At 59.8% G+C, this 16,999-nt stretch carries 19 protein-coding genes and 1 tRNA gene; 11 read left to right on the top strand and 9 right to left on the bottom strand.

What is annotated here, in order from left to right:
• Positions 1-58 precede the first annotated feature (58 nt).
• A complete protein-coding gene (locus MRY17_RS07090; protein ID WP_181283525.1) occupies positions 59-238 on the bottom strand; it encodes a hypothetical protein in 180 nt (59 codons plus the stop codon).
• Positions 239-337: 99 nt separating this feature from the next.
• On the bottom strand, positions 338-1,243 hold the full coding sequence (locus MRY17_RS07085) for a LysR family transcriptional regulator (RefSeq protein ID WP_191951404.1): 906 nt from the start codon (positions 1,241-1,243) through the stop codon (positions 338-340).
• Between the two features lie 104 nt (positions 1,244-1,347).
• On the opposite strand from MRY17_RS07085, the gene MRY17_RS07080 reads away from it, so the two are divergent.
• The 4 genes from MRY17_RS07080 (at position 1,348) to MRY17_RS07065 (ending at position 5,398) form a co-directional block, all read left to right on the top strand.
• On the top strand, positions 1,348-2,214 hold the full coding sequence (locus MRY17_RS07080; RefSeq protein WP_243353485.1) for an MBL fold metallo-hydrolase: 867 nt from the start codon (positions 1,348-1,350) through the stop codon (positions 2,212-2,214).
• 35 nt (positions 2,215-2,249) lie between these two features.
• Complete coding sequence (locus MRY17_RS07075; RefSeq protein WP_181283522.1) at positions 2,250-2,864, top strand: NAD(P)-dependent oxidoreductase; 615 nt, start codon at positions 2,250-2,252, stop codon at positions 2,862-2,864.
• Between the two features lie 273 nt (positions 2,865-3,137).
• Positions 3,138-4,325, top strand: a complete 1,188-nt coding sequence (locus MRY17_RS07070) for a cyanate transporter (RefSeq protein WP_243353484.1) — start codon at positions 3,138-3,140, stop codon at positions 4,323-4,325.
• Positions 4,326-4,462: 137 nt separating this feature from the next.
• Positions 4,463-5,398, top strand: coding sequence for a LysR family transcriptional regulator (locus MRY17_RS07065; protein ID WP_243353483.1), 936 nt, complete (start codon positions 4,463-4,465; stop codon positions 5,396-5,398).
• Between the two features lie 6 nt (positions 5,399-5,404).
• Here MRY17_RS07065 and MRY17_RS07060 read toward each other — a convergent pair whose 3' ends face one another.
• On the bottom strand, positions 5,405-5,767 hold the full coding sequence (locus MRY17_RS07060) for a 5-carboxymethyl-2-hydroxymuconate Delta-isomerase (RefSeq protein WP_057723034.1): 363 nt from the start codon (positions 5,765-5,767) through the stop codon (positions 5,405-5,407).
• A gap of 50 nt (positions 5,768-5,817) precedes the next feature.
• Positions 5,818-6,741 carry a LysR substrate-binding domain-containing protein gene (locus MRY17_RS07055; protein ID WP_124422777.1) on the bottom strand — a complete coding sequence of 308 codons (924 nt, stop codon included), beginning with the start codon at positions 6,739-6,741 and terminating at the stop codon, positions 5,818-5,820.
• A gap of 253 nt (positions 6,742-6,994) precedes the next feature.
• Here MRY17_RS07055 and MRY17_RS07050 point away from each other — a divergent pair, with 253 nt between their 5' ends.
• A complete protein-coding gene (locus MRY17_RS07050) occupies positions 6,995-8,302 on the top strand; it encodes an MFS transporter (RefSeq protein WP_181283945.1) in 1,308 nt (435 codons plus the stop codon).
• Positions 8,299-9,057, top strand: a complete 759-nt coding sequence (locus tag MRY17_RS07045) for a substrate-binding domain-containing protein (protein ID WP_181283944.1) — start codon at positions 8,299-8,301, stop codon at positions 9,055-9,057. Before MRY17_RS07050 ends, MRY17_RS07045 begins: the two co-directional genes overlap by 4 nt.
• Here the strand turns inward: MRY17_RS07045 and MRY17_RS07040 are convergent.
• Both MRY17_RS07040 and MRY17_RS07035 read right to left on the bottom strand, forming a co-directional pair.
• Positions 9,049-9,951, bottom strand: coding sequence for a LysR family transcriptional regulator (locus MRY17_RS07040; RefSeq protein ID WP_104505247.1), 903 nt, complete (start codon positions 9,949-9,951; stop codon positions 9,049-9,051). The two genes, MRY17_RS07045 and MRY17_RS07040, sit on opposite strands and share 9 nt — an antisense overlap.
• 84 nt (positions 9,952-10,035) lie before the next feature.
• Complete coding sequence (locus MRY17_RS07035) at positions 10,036-11,661, bottom strand: methyl-accepting chemotaxis protein (protein ID WP_191951408.1); 1,626 nt, start codon at positions 11,659-11,661, stop codon at positions 10,036-10,038.
• A 301-nt stretch (positions 11,662-11,962) separates the two neighbouring features.
• Between MRY17_RS07035 and MRY17_RS07030 the strand changes: the two genes are divergently transcribed.
• From MRY17_RS07030 to MRY17_RS07010, 5 genes are all read left to right on the top strand, one after another.
• Positions 11,963-12,265, top strand: a complete 303-nt coding sequence (locus MRY17_RS07030) for a type II toxin-antitoxin system HigB family toxin (RefSeq protein WP_057723044.1) — start codon at positions 11,963-11,965, stop codon at positions 12,263-12,265.
• Positions 12,266-12,268: 3 nt separating this feature from the next.
• Positions 12,269-12,640 (top strand): helix-turn-helix domain-containing protein, encoded by a 372-nt coding sequence (locus MRY17_RS07025; protein WP_124357461.1) that lies wholly within the window; start codon positions 12,269-12,271, stop codon positions 12,638-12,640.
• 160 nt (positions 12,641-12,800) lie between these two features.
• Positions 12,801-14,027 carry an MFS transporter gene (locus MRY17_RS07020; RefSeq protein WP_181283941.1) on the top strand — a complete coding sequence of 409 codons (1,227 nt, stop codon included), beginning with the start codon at positions 12,801-12,803 and terminating at the stop codon, positions 14,025-14,027.
• A 703-nt stretch (positions 14,028-14,730) separates the two neighbouring features.
• Positions 14,731-14,970 carry a type II toxin-antitoxin system RelB/DinJ family antitoxin gene (locus tag MRY17_RS07015; RefSeq protein WP_057723048.1) on the top strand — a complete coding sequence of 80 codons (240 nt, stop codon included), beginning with the start codon at positions 14,731-14,733 and terminating at the stop codon, positions 14,968-14,970.
• Positions 14,960-15,247 (top strand): type II toxin-antitoxin system RelE family toxin, encoded by a 288-nt coding sequence (locus MRY17_RS07010; RefSeq protein ID WP_181283940.1) that lies wholly within the window; start codon positions 14,960-14,962, stop codon positions 15,245-15,247. The genes MRY17_RS07015 and MRY17_RS07010 overlap by 11 nt, the downstream gene beginning before the upstream one ends.
• A 78-nt stretch (positions 15,248-15,325) precedes the next feature.
• Here the strand turns inward: MRY17_RS07010 and MRY17_RS07005 are convergent.
• The 3 genes from MRY17_RS07005 to MRY17_RS06995 form a co-directional block, all read right to left on the bottom strand.
• Positions 15,326-15,415, bottom strand: a tRNA-Ser gene (locus MRY17_RS07005).
• An 83-nt stretch (positions 15,416-15,498) separates the two neighbouring features.
• Positions 15,499-16,212, bottom strand: a complete 714-nt coding sequence (gene purC, locus MRY17_RS07000) for a phosphoribosylaminoimidazolesuccinocarboxamide synthase (protein WP_057723050.1) — start codon at positions 16,210-16,212, stop codon at positions 15,499-15,501.
• 27 nt (positions 16,213-16,239) lie between these two features.
• The gene (locus MRY17_RS06995; RefSeq protein WP_243353482.1) at positions 16,240-16,998 is read right to left on the bottom strand and encodes an MBL fold metallo-hydrolase; all 759 of its coding nucleotides are present in this window, start codon (positions 16,996-16,998) and stop codon (positions 16,240-16,242) included.
• Position 16,999: the final 1 nt, after the last annotated feature.

Genomic DNA, 16,999 nt, shown 5'->3' with positions numbered 1-16,999 from the left:
CCTACAGACTGGCATTGGGGCACGCCCACTCCCATAGTGATTTGCGGCGCTTTGAGAATCAACGCAGGGCGCTGAAACTGCCGGTGTGCGGGACGCAATGGTTTTGGTGGCAACTGATGGCGAACGCCGCCGGCTGCATTCGCGTCTGCTCGACGCGATAGGCGGCTGTGCCATACAGCGCAGTAGCCAAGGCGCACAAGCTGAAAATCGTCAGGTATTTTCTGGTTTTGATGCTCATGGCACAGACCTCTGAACGCATCTACAGGGTGCTGTTTAAAGCATAGGTCAGTTAGGGCAAGTTGCCATGATTACAGGCCATTCAACGCGCTTATATCGCTCAGAGATCCGCATCCCAAACAGGCTGCTCGGGAAACCGCACCACCAGGAAATCCAGCAGGCTGCGCAACGCCGAGGGCATGTGCTTGCGCGAGGCGTATACCGCGTAGATATTCATCTGCCGTGGCTCGGCCTCAGGCAGCAGGCGCACCAGTTCGCCGCTGCGGATCAGGTCACCGGCCTGGTAACTGGGCAACATCGCCACCCCTGCCCCGGCCAGCGTTATCCGCAATAGCGTACTGGCCTCATTGGCGGTGATATTGCCGTGGACCGGCACCGACACATGCTCGCCGTGTTCTTCAAAATGCCACAGGCTCTTGCCGAAGTAGGAATGGGTCAGGCAGTTGTGCCGCGCCAGGTCTTCGACTTTCTGCGGTGCCGGGTGCTCCAGCAGATAAGCCGGCGAGGCGCACACCACCGAGCGGCACACGGTCAGGCGTCGGGCGATCAGGTTCGGATCCAGGTCATTGCTGGTGCGAATCGCCAGGTCGATGCGCTCATCCACCAGGTTCACCGTGCGGTCGAGCATCTGCAGGTCGACTGTCACCAGCGGGTAGCGTTTGACGTACTCGGCAATGGCGGCGCCCAACTGCGCCTGGCCGAACGAAGTGCTGACACTCAGGCGCAACAGGCCACGCGGGGTTTCATCGGGCTCGCTGACGGCGGCCTGCATATCACCGCACAGTTCCAGCAACTGCCGGCAACGCGGCAGGACTTCACCGCCGGCGGCAGTGAGGCTGAGCTTGCGCGTGGTGCGGTGCAGCAGGCGTGCGCCGACCCAATCCTCCAGCTCGGCCAGGTAACGCGAGACAACCGGGCGCGACAGGTCCAGATGATCGGCGGCGGCGGATTGGCTGCCCAGGTCCACCACGGTGACAAACACGCGCATTGCTTGAAGACGATCCATGATTTGCCCACTTTCAGAAACAAACTATGTTCCAGCATCGCATTTTTTGTAGCGTTTTATGCAACTAAGCTCTGTCCACCCTTAGCGATGGCAGGAGCTGCCCGATGTTCTCGACCTTCAAACGCTTGACCCTGGCGACTGCCGCCCTGGCCTTTACCGCTCATGCCATGGCGGCAGATTTGAAACTTGACGTATACAACCCAGGCGAGGCCGCGATCTTCCCGGTCAGCTCGGTGCTGGTCAGCGGCGCCAGGGATGCGATCCTGGTGGACGCGCAATTCGGCAAGGGCCAGGCCGAGCAACTGGTGCAGAAAATCCGCGCCAGCGGCAAGCACCTGACCACCATCTACATCAGCCACGGCGACCCGGACTACTACTTCGGCCTCGACACCCTGACCGCCGCCTTCCCCGACGCGAAAGTGCTGGCGCCACAGCCGGTGGTCGACCATATCAACGCCACCGTCGCCGGCAAACTGGCGTTCTGGGGCCCGAAAATGGGCGCCGACAAACCGGCAAGAACCCTCGTGCCGCAAGTGCTTGAGGGCCACAGCCTGACGTTGGAAGGACAGCAACTGGAAGTCATCGGCCTGGACGGCCCGCAGCCGGATCGCAGTTTTGTATGGATTCCATCGATCAAGGCCGTGGTCGGTGGCGTAGTGGTCGCGCAAAACATCCACGTGTGGATGGCCGATACCCAGACCGCACAGTCCCACAAGGATTGGCTTGCCACCCTGCAACGTATTGAAGACCTGAAGCCGACCACCGTGATCCCGGGCCACTACCTGGGCACTCCATCGCCTGCTTCGGTCGCGTTTACCGCCGACTACATCAAGGCCTTCGACATCGAAACCGCCAAGGCCAAGGATTCCGCTGCCCTGATCGCGGCCATGAAAAAGCGTTACCCGAACCTCGCCGACGAGAGCTCGCTGGAGTTGAGCGCCAAAGTCGCCAAGGGCGAAATGAAGTGGTGACTGGTTTTAAACCCTGACCTTTACTGGAGAACGTCATGAGCAAGATCGCAATCATTGGTGCCACCGGCCGTGCCGGTAGCCAACTGCTGGAAGAAGCGCTGCGCCGCGGGCATACCGTCACCGCCATCGCGCGCAATACCGAAAAACTGGCCGTACGCTCGGACGTCACGGTCAAACAACTGGATGCGCTGGATGCCGAGGCCCTGCAACAGGCCATCAGCGGCAGCGATGTGGTAATCAGTGCCGCGCACTTTGCCACCTTGCCCGCCAGCGCCGTGATCGGCCCGGTCAAGAAGGCCGGAGTAAAACGCCTGTTGGTGGTGGGTGGCGCCGGTTCGTTGCTGTTGCCGGACGGCAGCCGCGTGATCGACAGCCCGGACTTCCCGGCAGAATACAAAACTGAAGCCAGCGCAGGAGCGGCGTTTCTCGACGTGCTGCGTCAAGAGCAGGAACTGGATTGGACCTTTCTGTCGCCGTCGGCCCTGTTCGATGGCACCGAGCGCACCGGTCAATTCCGCCTGGGCCAGGATCATTTGCTGGTGAGCAATGACGGTAACAGCTCGATCAGTTTTGCCGACTTCGCCATCGCCATGATCGACGAAGTGGAAACGCCGAAGCACTCGCGTCAGCGCTTTACCGTGGGCTACTGATACATCGGGAGCAAGCCCTGATGCCAGTCTGTAGGAGCGAGCTTGCTCGCGAAAAACTCACAGGCACCGCGTCCATTCAGAAGGCACGCGTTATCGTTGACGTTTTTCGCGAGCAAGCTCGCTCCTACAAAAGCCTTAAGGCTTGTCCCCTCCCACATTTGAATTTTGCCGTATCCGGCGCCTGCAATTTTTCAATAGCGCCAATGACTTTCTCATTTGCCCACCCTCTCCCACCCATGGCCTGATTCGCCCTTGTTCACCCAAGGCAGGCCCATGGAAAACGTTCAGGAAAAACCCGCCACCGCCGCGTGGCTGATGATCAGTGTGGTGCTGGTCGCCCTTAACCTGCGCCCGTCGATGGCGGCCGTGGGGCCCTTGCTGTCGTCGATCCGCGCCGATGTGCCGCTCAATTTCAGCAGAGCGGCGTTGCTGACCATGCTGCCCGTCATGAGCATGGGCCTGGCGATGTTCTTTGGCATGGGCGTGGCCAAGCGCTTTGGCGAGTACCGCAGTGTCGTGATCTCCCTGCTGGTGATTGGCGCGGCGACGCTGTCGCGGTTGTGGCTGGATTCGGCGCTCGAGCTGATTGTCAGCGCCATGGCGGCAGGCGTCGGGATTGCGCTGATCCAGGCGTTGCTGCCAACGCTGATCAAGTCGCGCTCGGGCGATAACGTTTCCGTGTTCATGGGCCTGTATGTCACTGCAATCATGGGCGGCGCCGCACTGGCTGCGTCGTTTGCGCCGTTTGTGCAAGAGCACACCGGCAGCTGGCGCATCGGCCTGGCGATGTGGGCAGGGCTGGCACCGCTGGCACTGCTGTTCTGGTACGCCCAGCGCTCGGCGTCACCCACCTTGCCGCAGGTCGACAGCGGCCCGCGGGCATCCTTTTTCGGCAATCCCCGGGCCTGGTTGCTCGCACTGTTTTTCGGCCTCGGCACGGCGTGCTACACCTGCGTGCTGGCGTGGCTGGCGCCGTATTACGTCGAGCAGGGCTTGCGTGAGCAGCATGCCGGCTTGCTGCTGGGTTTGCTCACCGCCATGGAAGTGGTCTCCGGCCTGGCAACGCCCGCCATCGCCAATCGCCGCCGGGACAAGCGCGGCGTGGTTGCGGTATTGCTCGTGCTGATCATCATCGGCTTCGGCGGCCTGATTCTCAGCCCCGGGCACCTGAGCCTGCTGTGGCCATGCCTGCTCGGTCTGGGTATCGGTGGCCTGTTTCCAATGAGCCTGATCCTGTCCCTCGACCACCTCGACAACCCGCGCCGCGCCGGAGACCTGACCGCGTTCGTGCAAGGCATCGGCTACCTGATCGCGGGCCTGTCGCCACTGATCGCCGGGATGATCCGCGACCGGTTGGGCAGCTTCGAAGGAGCCTGGTGGGCATTGGCGGCTGTGGTGGTGGTGATGCTGCTGATGGTTACACGCTTCAATCCGGCGCACTACGCACGACATATCCGCTGAGGTCGTGTTGTAAACACTATTTGTCCCACTCAAAACATAGAAGAGTCCTACAGAGCTTTCTATTGGTACGAGCGTTCCGTTAACATTTTGCTCAGTCTTGTACTGAGTTCGGTACAAAGGGTTTACGGACGAAACCGATGCTAAACAGTAACTTGCTCAGAAAGCTCGATATGCAGGACTTGATGGTGTTTGTCGCTGTCTACGACCAGAGCAGCGTTACCGACGTATCAGAAACGCTGTTCGTCAGTCAGTCCACCGTCAGCTACAGCCTGAAGAAACTGCGCACCAGTTTTGAAGACGAGTTGTTTATCAACACGCGAGCCGGCATGCGTCCGACGTATAAAGCCACGACGATGTACGGTCATGTGCAGAAAATCCTCGAAAGCATCAACCTGTGCCACGCCGGTGGCCAGGCCTTCGATCCGACCCGCGATACCGTGACCTTCAATGTGTGTGCCCCGGAATACTTCGAACACCTGATCCTGCCGCGCCTGCTGAAAAACTTCGACCGCGCCGACCTGCCGGTGATCGTCAATGTGCAAAAACTGGAAGCCGACATTCCCGCCGACGACTTGCGCGAAGGCCGCCTGGACCTGGTGATCTGCTTCGGCCCGAACTTTCACCGCGCCCATAAAGACTTCAAGACCCAAATGCTGCTCGAAGACGACCTGGTGTGCGTCTTCGACAAACGCTCGGCCCCGCGCGAAGCGGCGTTCAGCCTGCAAGCCTTCGTCGAGCGGCGCCACGTGTTTCCCACGCCCTGGACGTCCACCACCAACATGATCGACGGCTGGCTGGCGCGCCAGGCGCACAAACGCCAGGTGGTGGCGCGGGCCAACAGCTACAGCGCAGCGTTGAAGATGATCAGCGGCACCGACTTCATCGTGACCCTGCCACGCCGCGTACAAAAGCTGCTGGCGTCGACCCCGGCGTATGGGTGTTGCGAAGCCCCGCAGGGTTTGCCGGGCTTTACCCTGGACATGCAATGGAATCAGGCCAGCGAACAGGACAGCGCCAGTACCTGGTTTCGCGAGCAAGTCGTCAAGGTGTGTGCAGATCAGGGGCTTCTGTAGGCGGTGTCAGCCAATCGCGACTTTGCTGTAGGCATCGCGATCCATGTCGCGCAATTCAACGCTCAGTTGCACCTGCACACCCTCGGGCCACGGGCCCAGGTCCTGCAGCACCGCCAGCAGGCTTTGCGACAGCTGCTGCTTGGTCTGCGGCGAGCGCCCGCTGAGCAATGCCAGGCGTGCCGCGACAAAACCCCGCTCATTCAAGCCGGTGCCTACACGAAAGTTCTCCACTTTCAGCGCCCGGCTCTTGATGTCGAACTCGGCCCCAAACTGACCGGAAGCCACCAGCGCATGGTTGAGGCGCAACAGAGCCTTGTCGGTGTCCAGTTGCGTCAGGTTGGCGGTGTATTCGAGGTGCAGATGCGGCATGGGTTTCTCCGAGTTTTTTGTGGAAGAGTCTTGAATATACACCACGGGCTTTACACCGGGAGCGCGAGCCCTCGATCACTCATGAACGCCTCCAACCGTGAGCGCATCCAGCGTTCCGCCGGGTCGGTGTCGACGTGGCTGAGCCAGACCATCGACAAGTCCAGGGTCGGGGTCTCAAATGGAAACGCCTCGCAGAACAGGTTACCGCCGGCGGCCATGGCTTGCGCCGCATAGTCCGGCAGGCTGGCGATCATGTCAGTACCAGCGAGCAACGCCGGCAGCGAGCTGTATTGCGGTACCGACAGCACTACGTGGCGCTTGCGGCCGATCTCCGCCAGCCATTCATCGGCAAACCCGGCCACGTTGGCGGTGTGGGACACCAGCACATGGGGCCGCGCGCAATATTCGTCGAGGGTCAGCGGTGTGTCGCAGGCATCGGCGCGCAACAGGCAAGGCCGGATATGCCGCAGCAGCTTGCGCTTGGCATTGGCCGGCAGGCCACGGGTCTGGGTGATGCCGACGGTGATATCGCCGGAGGCCAGCAGGTCGGGAATGCGCCAGTAATCCACATGCTGCACCACGAACACCACCTGCGGCGCTTCCTGGCGCAGCGCCCGCAGCAATGGTGGCAGCAGGCCGAACTCAACGTCATCGGACAGGCCGATACGAAAGGTCATGGTGCTGATGGACGGGTCGAAATCATGGGTCAGGCTCAAGGCCGACGAGAGTGAATCCAGGGCCGGTGACAGGTGCTGGATGATTTGCTCGGCGCGCGCGGTGGGCTCCATGCGGTGGCCCACGCGAATGAACAACGGGTCATTGAAGAGCGTGCGCAGACGATTGAGCGCCGAACTGATGGTCGGCTGGCCGAGAAACAGCTTTTCCGCCACCCGCGTCACATTGCGCTCAAGCATCAGCGCTTCGAAGACCACCATCAGATTGATATCGGCTTTGCGTAGTTCATTGCGATTCATCAGCGCCTGCCCCTTCCCCAAGACAAGCCGCAGTTTAGGAAGGCAATGGGGCGGCGTCTATGTCGGTTGATGCATCGGCTTCTATGGATCGCGTCGTGGAAAAGAGGCAATCCTATGGACGATCCTTTCAATTGATAAACAGAACGCATCAATCTATCCAAATTTGTCACTTATCATTTCTAAATGTGTCAGCCACTATCCTAAGTCTTAAGCGAAACAAGCACTTTAAAAAGAACGCTGGAGACACAAAACCATGACTAGCCCTTCCCGGCCTGCGGCTGCCCCCTCGAAAGCAGGCGCCGTACTGCGCGTTACTTCGGGCAACTTCCTCGAACAGTTCGATTTTTTCCTGTTCGGGTTCTATGCCACCTACATCGCTGCCGCCTTCTTTCCCGCCGCCAATGAATTTGCCTCGTTAATGATGACCTTCGCCGTGTTCGGTGCAGGCTTCCTGATGCGGCCATTGGGCGCGATCATCCTGGGTGCCTACATCGACGACGTGGGTCGTCGCAAAGGCTTGATCGTCACGCTGTCGATCATGGCCAGCGGCACACTGTTGATCGTGCTGGTGCCCGGTTATCACACCATTGGCCTGTGGGCACCGCTGCTGGTGCTGTTGGGTCGCCTGTTGCAAGGCTTCTCGGCCGGTGCCGAGCTGGGGGGTGTGTCGGTGTACCTGTCCGAGATGGCCACCCCGGGCCGCAAGGGCTTCTACACCAGCTGGCAGTCGGGCAGCCAGCAGATCTCTATCGTGGTTGCCGCTGCGCTGGGCTATGGCTTGAACGTGTGGATGGAGCCGGCGGTCGTTGCAGACTGGGGCTGGCGCATTCCGTTCGCCGTGGGTTGCGTGATCATCCCGTTTATCTTCGTGCTGCGCCGTAACCTGCAGGAAACCGAAGAGTTCGCCAAGCGCAAGCACCGCCCGACCATGCGTGAAGTGATGGCCACCCTGGTGAAAAACTGGACCGTGGTCATCGGCGGCATGCTGATGGTGGCCATGACCACCACCGCGTTCTACCTGATTACCGTGTACGCACCGACCTTCGGCAAAACCGTGCTGCAATTGAGCACCTCCGACGCGCTGCTGGTGACGTTGCTGGTGGCCGTGTCGAACTTTGTCTGGCTCCCGATCGGCGGCATTCTGAGCGACCGCTTCGGCCGCAAGCCGGTACTGATCGCCATGACTGTGCTGACCGTTCTCACGGCTTATCCAGCACTGTCCTACGTGGTCAACGCGCCAAGCTTTGCACACATGCTGGAAACCCTGCTGTGGTTCTCATTTCTCTACGGTATGTACAACGGTGCAATGATCCCGGCGCTGACTGAAATCATGCCGGTGGAAGTGCGCGTGGCGGGTTTCTCCCTGGCCTACAGCCTGGCGACCGCCGTCTTCGGCGGCTTCACCCCCGCGATCTCGACCTGGTTCATTCACATCACCGAAGACAAGGCTTCGCCCGCCTACTGGATGATGTTCGCTGCGCTGTGCGCCCTGTGTTCCACCCTGGCGCTGTATCGTCGCGCCAACACCCGGGGCCAGGTCATGCAGGGGGCTGTGCAATGAAGCCGCTGTTCAAAACCCTCACCGCCCTGGTCCTTGGCGCCCTGGCGCTGTCAGCCCAGGCTGAGGAACTCACAGTGATGACCTCCGGCGGCTTCACCGCCGCCTATAAACTGCTCGGCCCGCAATACGCCAAGCAAAGCGGTGACACCCTCGACACTGTCCTCGGCCCGTCCATGGGCAAGGCCCCGGAAGCGATTCCCAACCGCCTGGCCCGTGGCGAACATGCCGATGTAGTGATCATGGTCGGCTACGCCCTGGATGAGCTGATCAAACAAGGCAAGGTCGACCCCGCCTCCCGCGTCGAACTGGCGGATTCGCGGATTGGCCTGGTGGTGAAGGAAGGCGCGGCAAAACCTTCAATCAATACTGACGCCGAGCTCAAGGCGGTGCTGAGCAAGGCAAAATCCGTGGCGTATTCGGACAGCGCCAGCGGCGTGTATGTCGAGAAGGAGCTGTTCAAGAAGCTCGGCATGCCGGCCAAGGGCACCATGATCGAACGCGTCCCGGTGGGCGAACAGGTGGCCAGGGGTGACTACGAAGTCGGCCTGCAGCAGGTGGCGGAATTGCTGCCGGTCAAGGGCGTGACGTTTGTCGGCAAGATCCCGGAGGACGTGCAGTCCGTCACGCGGTTCGCGGCGGGCATTCCGGTCAACGCCGAACACCCGCAAGAGGCCAAGGCACTGCTGCAGTTCATGGCGTCGCCCCAGGCTCAACCGGTGGTGCAATCGACCGGCCTGGACTCGGTGTCACGCTGACCGAAACGGCATCTCCCGCACCAATCGCTCCAACTCCAGCGCCGCTGGCGGCAATGTCCGCCCGCGGCGCTTGATCAACCCCACATTGCGCATCACCTGCGGCTCCACCAGCGGCACACTCACCAGAATCGGGTGCTCGCAGGCCGGCATCGCAATCGACGGCACCATCGCCACGCCCAGCCCCGCCTCCACCAGCCCGATCATCGTGGTCACATGGTGGGTCTCGCAGATACTCGGCTTTTTCACCCGCACACCGCGCAAGGCCTGGTCCAGCAGGAAGCGGTTGCCCGAGGTTTTGTCCACGCTGATGTAGTCATGCTCGTAGGCTTCGGTCCACGTCACGCTCTCGCGTGCGGCCAACGGGTGGTCACGACGACAGGCCAGCACATAGCGCTCCTGCAGCAACAACTCGAACTCCACTTCATCGGCCAGGCTGCCGCTGAAACTCACGCCAAAATCCGCCTCGCCACTTTCCACCGCGCTGCACACCTCACCGGCACTGGCATCCAGCACCCGCAAGCGAATTTTCGGATACAGCTTGTGGAACTCTGAGATGACGTGAGGCATGAAGTAATACGCAGTAGACGGCACACAGGCAATGGTGACATTGCCCATGCGCGTGGACGCGACGTTGCTGATGCCCATCAAGGCGATGTCCAGGTCGTCGAGCATGCGTTCGACCTGAGGCAGGAATGCACGGCCGACCATGGTCAGGCTGACCCGCCGTGTGGTGCGCTCGAACAGCTTTACATCCAGGGCCGACTCGAGCTTTTCGATGCGTCGGCTGAGCGCGGGTTGCGAGATTCGGATGGCCTCGGCGGCCCCACGAAAACTGCCCTTGTCTACCACGGCGCGGAAGGCCTGGAGGTCGTTGAGGTCGAAATTGATGATCATGGAAGGCAGGCCAAGGTGATCGAGGTGGCAGGCATTATCGTATGGGAACGGGTGGGACGCGAAGTGATTCCCAGGCGCTGCTGATTACAGCCGAAACCGCGCCACCGCCTCGTTCAGCGAAGCCGCCAACTGCGCCAGCTCGCGACTCGATCCGTTGATCTGCCCGGCGCCGGATGAGGATTGGGCAGACAAGTCGCGAATGTTGACGATGTTGCGGTCGACTTCCTTGGCGACTTGCGCCTGCTCTTCGGCGGCGCTGGCAATCACCAGGTTACGTTGGTGGATCTGATCGATGGAGTCGGTGATCTGGCTCAACGCGCCACCCGCCCCTTCGGCCAGGGCCAGTGTATCGGTGGCGCGCTGGGTGCTCGACTGCATTGAGGTCAGAGCGTGATCCGACCCTGTGCGCATCGCGGTGACCATCTGGTCGATTTCCAGGGTCGATTGCTGGGTCCGATGCGCCAGCGCGCGCACTTCGTCGGCAACCACCGCAAAGCCGCGCCCGGACTCACCGGCCCGCGCGGCTTCGATGGCGGCATTGAGCGCCAGCAGGTTGGTCTGTTCGGCAATCGAGCGAATCACATCGAGCACCTTGCCGATGTCACGCGATTGTTCGGCGAGGTTCTGCACCAACGTCGAGGTTTCACCTATGTTGGTGCTCAGGGCCTGGATGGCGCTGACGGTTTCGCCAACACGGTGCTGGCCTTCACGCGCCGTTTCATTGGAAACACGCGTGGATTCGGAGGTGGACACTGCGTTGCGCGCCACTTCATCCGCTGCGGATGTCATCTCGTTGACGGCAGTAGCGGCCTGTTCGATTTCGGCAGTCTGCTTTTGCAGGCTGCGGCTGCTCTGGTCGGTGATGCCATTCAAGTCGGTGGCGGATGCGGCCATCTGCCCCGCCGACTGACGGATAAGCTGCAAGGTCCCGCGCAGATTGGCCTGCATGGTCTTGAGCGCAACCAGCAGACGCGTCACTTCGTCGTCACCGGTCACGTCCACCGTCTGGGTCAGGTCGCCTTGAGCCACGTTTTCGGCAGCCCGCACCGCATGGCTCAGCGGCCCGACAATGCTGCGCGTCAGCAACCAGGCCAGCGCCACGGTGCTCAACGCGGCCAGAAGTACGAAGCCGAACACCATGGTGCGCGAGCGGCTGTACTGCGACTCGGCCAGTTGGCCCTGTTGGTTGATCTGCGCGTTGTAGTAGTCCGCGAGGGCATTGAGCTGCGTGCCGGAGCCATCGATTACAGTTTTCATGTCCACCAGCAGCAACTTGTTCAGCTCGGCACCCTGCTGCTTGTCGGCAAGCACGAAGGATTGGGCCAGCCCCTGTTGGTACTGACGCAGCGAACCCTGGAACTGATCGTAGAGCGCGCGTACTTCTGGGGTATCGATCACCGCATCGAGTTCGGCCAGCCGTTTAGTCAGGTCCTGGCTGCGAGTGTCCATCTGGCTGCGGTATTGCGGAATGCTTGCCGGATTCGGGTCCAGTGCCATGCGCAAAGAGATCGTCCGAATGCGCAGCATGATTTCGCGAACGTCCGCCACCAGCCGCATCTTGGGCACCAGCCCGCTTTCAACCTGTACCGCACTGGCGCGGATGGTTGCCATGTTCGACAGGGCAAAGAAACCCAGCAGTGCCACGAGCAAAGCGATCAGGGCGAAACCCAGACCTGCACGGCGAGCGATGGACAGGTTGCGAAGGGACATTTCGGGGGGATCTCTTATTGGGATATGACGTCGTATGAGAGGGTTTCGGCCTGCGCAGGCGGGACTTTAGAGCGTAAGTGGAAGGGAAATTAATTGTCATGAATATCAGGGAGTTATTTGACCTGTTGACGAGCAAAAAGCTACTTGAGGGCAATACTGGGTTCGGAACGTATTCCTTCACCGTTACAACGGGGATTCCTTATGCGGCAAAACCTTTTCTGACCTAAGGCGGCTATCCAAAAACAACCGTTACCAATAATACGAACTTGCATAAGTCCCATCATGGGACTAGGATTTCCGCATGAGAATCATCGCGATCAGCCAACTCAAAACTTTTTGGCGCAAGTACCCGGACGCCGAGCAATCGCTACTGGCTTGGATAGATGAGGCAAAAAACGCCGACTGGTCCACCCCGGCTGACATCAAGGAACAGTTTCGTCATGCAAGCGTCCTCAAGAGCCGCAGAGTCGTCTTCAATATAAAAGGCAACGACTACCGGCTCGTGGTCGCAGTGGCCTATCGCTACGGCGCTCTCTACATCAAGTTCGTCGGTACGCATAAGCAGTACGACGCGATTGACGCCGACACCGTTGAAACGGAGTAACCCATGAATATCCGCCCCATCCATACCGAGCAAGACTATAAAGACGCACTGAAGTCAGTCTCCCCGCTGTTCGATGACGAACCGGAACCCGGTACGCCAGAAGGTGATTACTTCGACGTGATGATCACCCTGATTGAAGCCTATGAGGCCAAGCACTTCCCGATTGACCTGCCCACCCCAATCGACGCCATTCGTTTCAGAATGGAACAGTCTGGTCTTTCGGCAGCAGATCTGGTGCCCGCCATTGGCCGCCAAAACCGGGTCTATGAAGTGCTTAATGGAAAACGCGCACTCACTTTGCCAATGATTTGGAAACTGCATGAAATGTTTGGAATTCCGGCCGAGAGCCTGATTCGGCCGGTAAAAAATGCGTGAAATCTATAGTCGTAACGACTGAATCCAGACGCATCGATTGCACTGATGATTACTATCGAACCGAGCGCCTGCTCAATTACCACCACTGGTTTCTATAATCGCTCCAAATTCCCTCCCCCTCGCCTGGTTTCAGGCGACGCTCACCCCGGAACTGAACTCCATGCCAAATGCCAGCCAGGCCCCTCGCGGCCTTCCCGAACATAATCAACAAAGTGTCAAACAGCAGTGGCTGGCGATTCTTTCGGTCGCTGTGGGCGCCTTTGCCCTGGTGACCAGCGAGTTTCTGCCGGTGGGCGTGCTCAACGACGTTGCCAGCGACCTCGGCATCAGCGCCGGCCACGCGGGCCTGATGGTGACCCTGCCGGGCATCATGGCCGCCCTCGCCGCGCCGCTGCTGTCCGTGATCATTGGAAAGATGGATCGCCGCTATCTGCTGATCGGCCTGACATTGGTCATGATCATCGCCAACCTGGTCGTGTCCCTGGCCAGCGACTTCAGCCTGCTGCTGTTCGGCCGCGTGTTGTTGGGCATCAGCATCGGTGGTTTCTGGGCGACGGCCATCGCCCTCAGCGGTCGCCTGGCGCCCAGGGGAGTGGACGTCGCCAAAGCCACCTCGATCATCATGATGGGCGTCACCCTCGCCACCGTACTGGGCGTGCCCGTCGGCACCTGGCTGAGTGGCCTGATGGGCTGGCGCATGACCTTTCTGGTTACCGCGCTGCTGGGCGTGCCGGTACTGCTGGCACAGGTCTTCCTGTTGCCCCGCCTCTACCCGGAGAAGGCCATTCTGGTCAGTGACCTGCCGGCGCTGTTTATCAACCCACGCGCTCGGGTCGGACTGATCGCCGTTTTGCTGATCGGCCTCGCGCACTTTGCCGCCTACACCTACGTCGCGCCGTTCTTCAAGAACAGCGCCGGCTTCGACGGGCCGACAATCGGTTCGCTGCTGCTGATGTTTGGCGTGGCCGGTGTCGCAGGCAATATTTTTGCCGGTTTCGCCGCCAATCGCAGCGTGCGTCACACCCTGCTGCTGGTCGCGCTGATGATCGGCACCAGCACCGCTCTGTTCCCCTACTTCGCCACCGGCATGATCGGCGCCACGATGCTGATCGCGTTGTGGGGCTTCGCCTTTGGCGCCTTCCCGGCGTGCGCCAGTATCTGGATGTTCGTGGTTGCGCCCAAGGATGTGGAACGGGGCATGCCGCTGTTCGTTGCGCTGTTCCAAGTGATCATTGCGCTGGGCTCGTTCTTTGGTGGACAGATCGTCGACCACCTGGGCACCTCGGTGTTATTGAGCCTGGCTACGGCGCTGGTGGGCGTGGGTTTTGTCACGGTGTTGGTGCTGGGGCGTAACATCAGCAATCGCCTGGTGGTGCAGCCGGCCTGACAGGTGCCCACTGGCATAGGTATCCACACAACTTTCAGAGTCTGAAAATGCTCCCTGTAGTGAGCGGGCTTGCCCCGCGCTGGGTGGCGAAGCCGCCCCAAACCAGGCGACTCGATTCTATCTGGGGCTCGGCGGTGTCTTTATTGGGGCCGCTGCGCAGCCCAGCGCGGGGCAAGCCCGCTCACTACAAAGCCTGCTGAGCGTTGAGTTCAGCAGGCTTTTTTGTTTCAGGAGCTGGTGGTTATTTGGACGCCGGGAAATCACGTTCAAGGACTGCCCTCACCAACGTCTGGCCATTGTCGATGCCCCGGCCAACGCAACCCTGCTCGGAAACTGCCTATCCTGCATATCGTCAGTAATTATTTTGGAAAAGCCCAGTAACGAGAATGACCATCGTGAAGCTTGTGTGCGTAAGCCTCTGAGCTAGCCTCAAAAGGGTCACCGACGTGGCGACTATTGCCAGGGAGCTTATATGCCAACGAGATATCGAGATGCGGTCACAGGGGAATACGTGACAGAGGGTGAGGCAAAGAAAAGGCCAAGAGAGACGGTTAAGGAAACGGATAAAAAGCCGTCAGCAAAACCGAAGGGAAAAAAGTAGGGTCAACGAATGAAAGCGATTGCCGTATGTCCAGACAGACTTGCCAAAGGGACGCATCTGACTCAATGTAATGACCAACGTCATTACACGAGGACCTTTCCCATGGCATCTATCAACGTTCGTATTGATGACGACCTGAAAGCTCGCGCCTACCTCGAATTGGAGAAGCTCGGCGTCACGCCCTCTGAGCTGATGCGTCAGGCGCTGCAGTACGTAGCCGAGCGTGGTCAGCTGCCATTTAAGCCTGTGCTGATGACGGAGGAAGATGAAGCCTTGATGGCCACCGTACGTGAACGCTTGGCATCTCCCCAGCGAGTGAAGGTTTCGTTAGATGACCTATAGCCTTGATTTTGATGCGCGCGCATTGAAGGAATGGCAAAAACTCGGCGACACCCTTCGTCAGCAGTTCAAGAAGAAGCTGGCGAAGATTCTGAACAATCCCCGCAATGAAGCCAATCGCCTGCATGGACTCCCTGACTGCTACAAGATCAAATTACGCAGTAGCGGTTACAGGCTGGTCTATCAAGTGATCGATCAGGAAATTACCGTCGTCGTGGTGGCCGTGGATAAGCGGGAGCATGATCAAGCGTATCGGAAGGCGACTGACCGCTTGAGCTAACCGTGGGGTGATAGCCCAAAAGACGCCCCAAACGGAAAAGCCCCGTAGCTTATTCAGCTACGGGGCTTTTTCATGTAATGGCGGAGAGATAGGGATTCGAACCCTAGGTACCGGTGAAGGTACAACGGATTTCGAATCCGTCCCATTCGGCCACTCTGGCATCTCTCCAACGGCGCGCATCATAACAGCATGATTCGAGGATGCAAAGCGCCGAAGCGATTTTTTTCCGTGCTATCAGATGCTTGCGTTGATTAAAGCGGTACGCCGAGGCGCTGGGCGACTTCTTCGTAGGCTTCGATCACGTCACCGAGGCCCTGGCGGAAGCGGTCTTTGTCCATCTTCTTCTTGGTGTCCTTGTCCCACAGGCGGCAGCCGTCCGGGCTGAATTCGTCGCCCAGAACGATGGAGCCGTCGTGGAACACGCCAAACTCCAGCTTGAAGTCCACCAGCAAGAGGCCTGCGTCGTCGAACAGTTTGCTCAGCACGTCGTTGACCTTGAGGGACAACTCTTTCATGCGCGCCAATTGTTCAGCGGTACCCCAGCCGAACGCCACGACGTGGGATTCGTTGATGAACGGGTCGCCCTTGGCGTCGTCCTTCAGGAACAGTTCGAAGGTGTACGGGTTGAGCTTGAGGCCCTCTTCCACACCCAGGCGCTTGACCAGGCTGCCGGCGGCGTAGTTGCGCACGACGCATTCGACCGGGATCATGTCGAGCTTCTTGACCAGGCATTCGTTATCGCCCAGCAGTTTGTCGAATTGGGTCGGAACGCCGGCTTCTTCGAGCTTCTGCATGATGAAGGCGTTGAACTTGTTGTTCACCATGCCTTTGCGATCAAGCTGTTCGATGCGCTTGCCGTCGAACGCCGAGGTGTCGTTGCGAAACAGCAGGATCAGGCGGTTGGCGTCATCGGTCTTGTACACCGACTTGGCTTTGCCGCGGTAGAGTTCTTCACGTTTTTCCATGATGGGCTCCGCTTTGAGTGAGGTGGGCTAGGCGATGTGGCGCCAGTCGAGCCCTGAATCTTGATCGGCCAGTTGCAGCCAGTCCGGGTCGCACCCGAGGGTGTCGACAAAACATTGCCGGGCAAGCGTCGGCAGGTTGTTCTTGCTGCTGAGGTGAGCCAGGACCAGATGTTGCAGGTCTTGCCAGCCCAACTCATACACCAGGTACGCCGCCTGGTGGTTGTTCAAATGGCCCAGTTCGCCGCCCACCCGCTGCTTGAGAAAGTAGGGGTAATGACCACGAGCCAGCAAGTCTCGGCAGTGGTTGGACTCGATCATCAAGGCATCGAGGTCGCGGTAACCGTCCAGCACCTTCGCGCAGTAGGAACCCAGGTCGGTGAGCACGCCCAGGCGTCGCTCGCCGTCGCTGAATACATATTGCGTCGGCTCCTGGGCGTCGTGAGCGACTGTGACGACACTGATGCTCAGCGCACCGATCTGCAGTTGCTCGCCACCGGCCAGGAAACCTGCGGGTTCAATGGGTTTGCGCATCCCGCGCAACGTGCCGCGACTCAAGTACACCGGAAGATTGTAGCGCCGAGACAGCAAACCCACGCCATGCACGTGGTCGGCATGTTCGTGGGTCACCAGGATCGCGCTCAGCTGCGCGGGGTGAACCCTCAGGCGCAGCAGGCGCCGCTCGGTTTCCCTTAACGAGAAACCACAATCTACCAATATGTAAGTGTCGTCATGGGCGACCAGCGTGCCGTTCCCTTGGCTACCGCTACCGAGAACAGCAAAACGCATC

Source organism: Pseudomonas orientalis (genome assembly GCF_022807995.1).
GTDB lineage: Bacteria > Pseudomonadota > Gammaproteobacteria > Pseudomonadales > Pseudomonadaceae > Aquipseudomonas > Aquipseudomonas orientalis_B.
Note: the sequence above shows the minus strand (reverse complement) of the source record. Positions and strands in the feature narration are given on the sequence as shown.

Excerpts from the sequence above, each read along its gene's own strand:
- MRY17_RS07015 (WP_057723048.1), top strand. The coding sequence starts at position 14,731 with ATGGCATCTATCAACGTTCGTATTGATGACGACCTGAAAGCTCGCGCC.
- MRY17_RS06995 (WP_243353482.1), bottom strand. The coding sequence starts at position 16,998 with ATGCGTTTTGCTGTTCTCGGTAGCGGTAGCCAAGGGAACGGCACGCTG.
- MRY17_RS07020 (WP_181283941.1), top strand. The coding sequence starts at position 12,801 with ATGCCAAATGCCAGCCAGGCCCCTCGCGGCCTTCCCGAACATAATCAA.
- MRY17_RS07055 (WP_124422777.1), bottom strand. The coding sequence starts at position 6,741 with ATGAATCGCAATGAACTACGCAAAGCCGATATCAATCTGATGGTGGTC.
- MRY17_RS07025 (WP_124357461.1), top strand. The coding sequence starts at position 12,269 with ATGAATATCCGCCCCATCCATACCGAGCAAGACTATAAAGACGCACTG.
- MRY17_RS07070 (WP_243353484.1), top strand. The coding sequence starts at position 3,138 with ATGGAAAACGTTCAGGAAAAACCCGCCACCGCCGCGTGGCTGATGATC.
- MRY17_RS07090 (WP_181283525.1), bottom strand. The coding sequence starts at position 238 with ATGAGCATCAAAACCAGAAAATACCTGACGATTTTCAGCTTGTGCGCC.
- purC (WP_057723050.1), bottom strand. The coding sequence starts at position 16,212 with ATGGAAAAACGTGAAGAACTCTACCGCGGCAAAGCCAAGTCGGTGTAC.
- MRY17_RS07060 (WP_057723034.1), bottom strand. The coding sequence starts at position 5,767 with ATGCCGCATCTGCACCTCGAATACACCGCCAACCTGACGCAACTGGAC.
- MRY17_RS07085 (WP_191951404.1), bottom strand. The coding sequence starts at position 1,243 with ATGGATCGTCTTCAAGCAATGCGCGTGTTTGTCACCGTGGTGGACCTG.
- MRY17_RS07050 (WP_181283945.1), top strand. The coding sequence starts at position 6,995 with ATGACTAGCCCTTCCCGGCCTGCGGCTGCCCCCTCGAAAGCAGGCGCC.
- MRY17_RS07035 (WP_191951408.1), bottom strand. The coding sequence starts at position 11,661 with ATGTCCCTTCGCAACCTGTCCATCGCTCGCCGTGCAGGTCTGGGTTTC.
- MRY17_RS07065 (WP_243353483.1), top strand. The coding sequence starts at position 4,463 with ATGCTAAACAGTAACTTGCTCAGAAAGCTCGATATGCAGGACTTGATG.
- MRY17_RS07040 (WP_104505247.1), bottom strand. The coding sequence starts at position 9,951 with ATGATCATCAATTTCGACCTCAACGACCTCCAGGCCTTCCGCGCCGTG.
- MRY17_RS07075 (WP_181283522.1), top strand. The coding sequence starts at position 2,250 with ATGAGCAAGATCGCAATCATTGGTGCCACCGGCCGTGCCGGTAGCCAA.
- MRY17_RS07080 (WP_243353485.1), top strand. The coding sequence starts at position 1,348 with ATGTTCTCGACCTTCAAACGCTTGACCCTGGCGACTGCCGCCCTGGCC.
- MRY17_RS07030 (WP_057723044.1), top strand. The coding sequence starts at position 11,963 with ATGAGAATCATCGCGATCAGCCAACTCAAAACTTTTTGGCGCAAGTAC.
- MRY17_RS07045 (WP_181283944.1), top strand. The coding sequence starts at position 8,299 with ATGAAGCCGCTGTTCAAAACCCTCACCGCCCTGGTCCTTGGCGCCCTG.
- MRY17_RS07010 (WP_181283940.1), top strand. The coding sequence starts at position 14,960 with ATGACCTATAGCCTTGATTTTGATGCGCGCGCATTGAAGGAATGGCAA.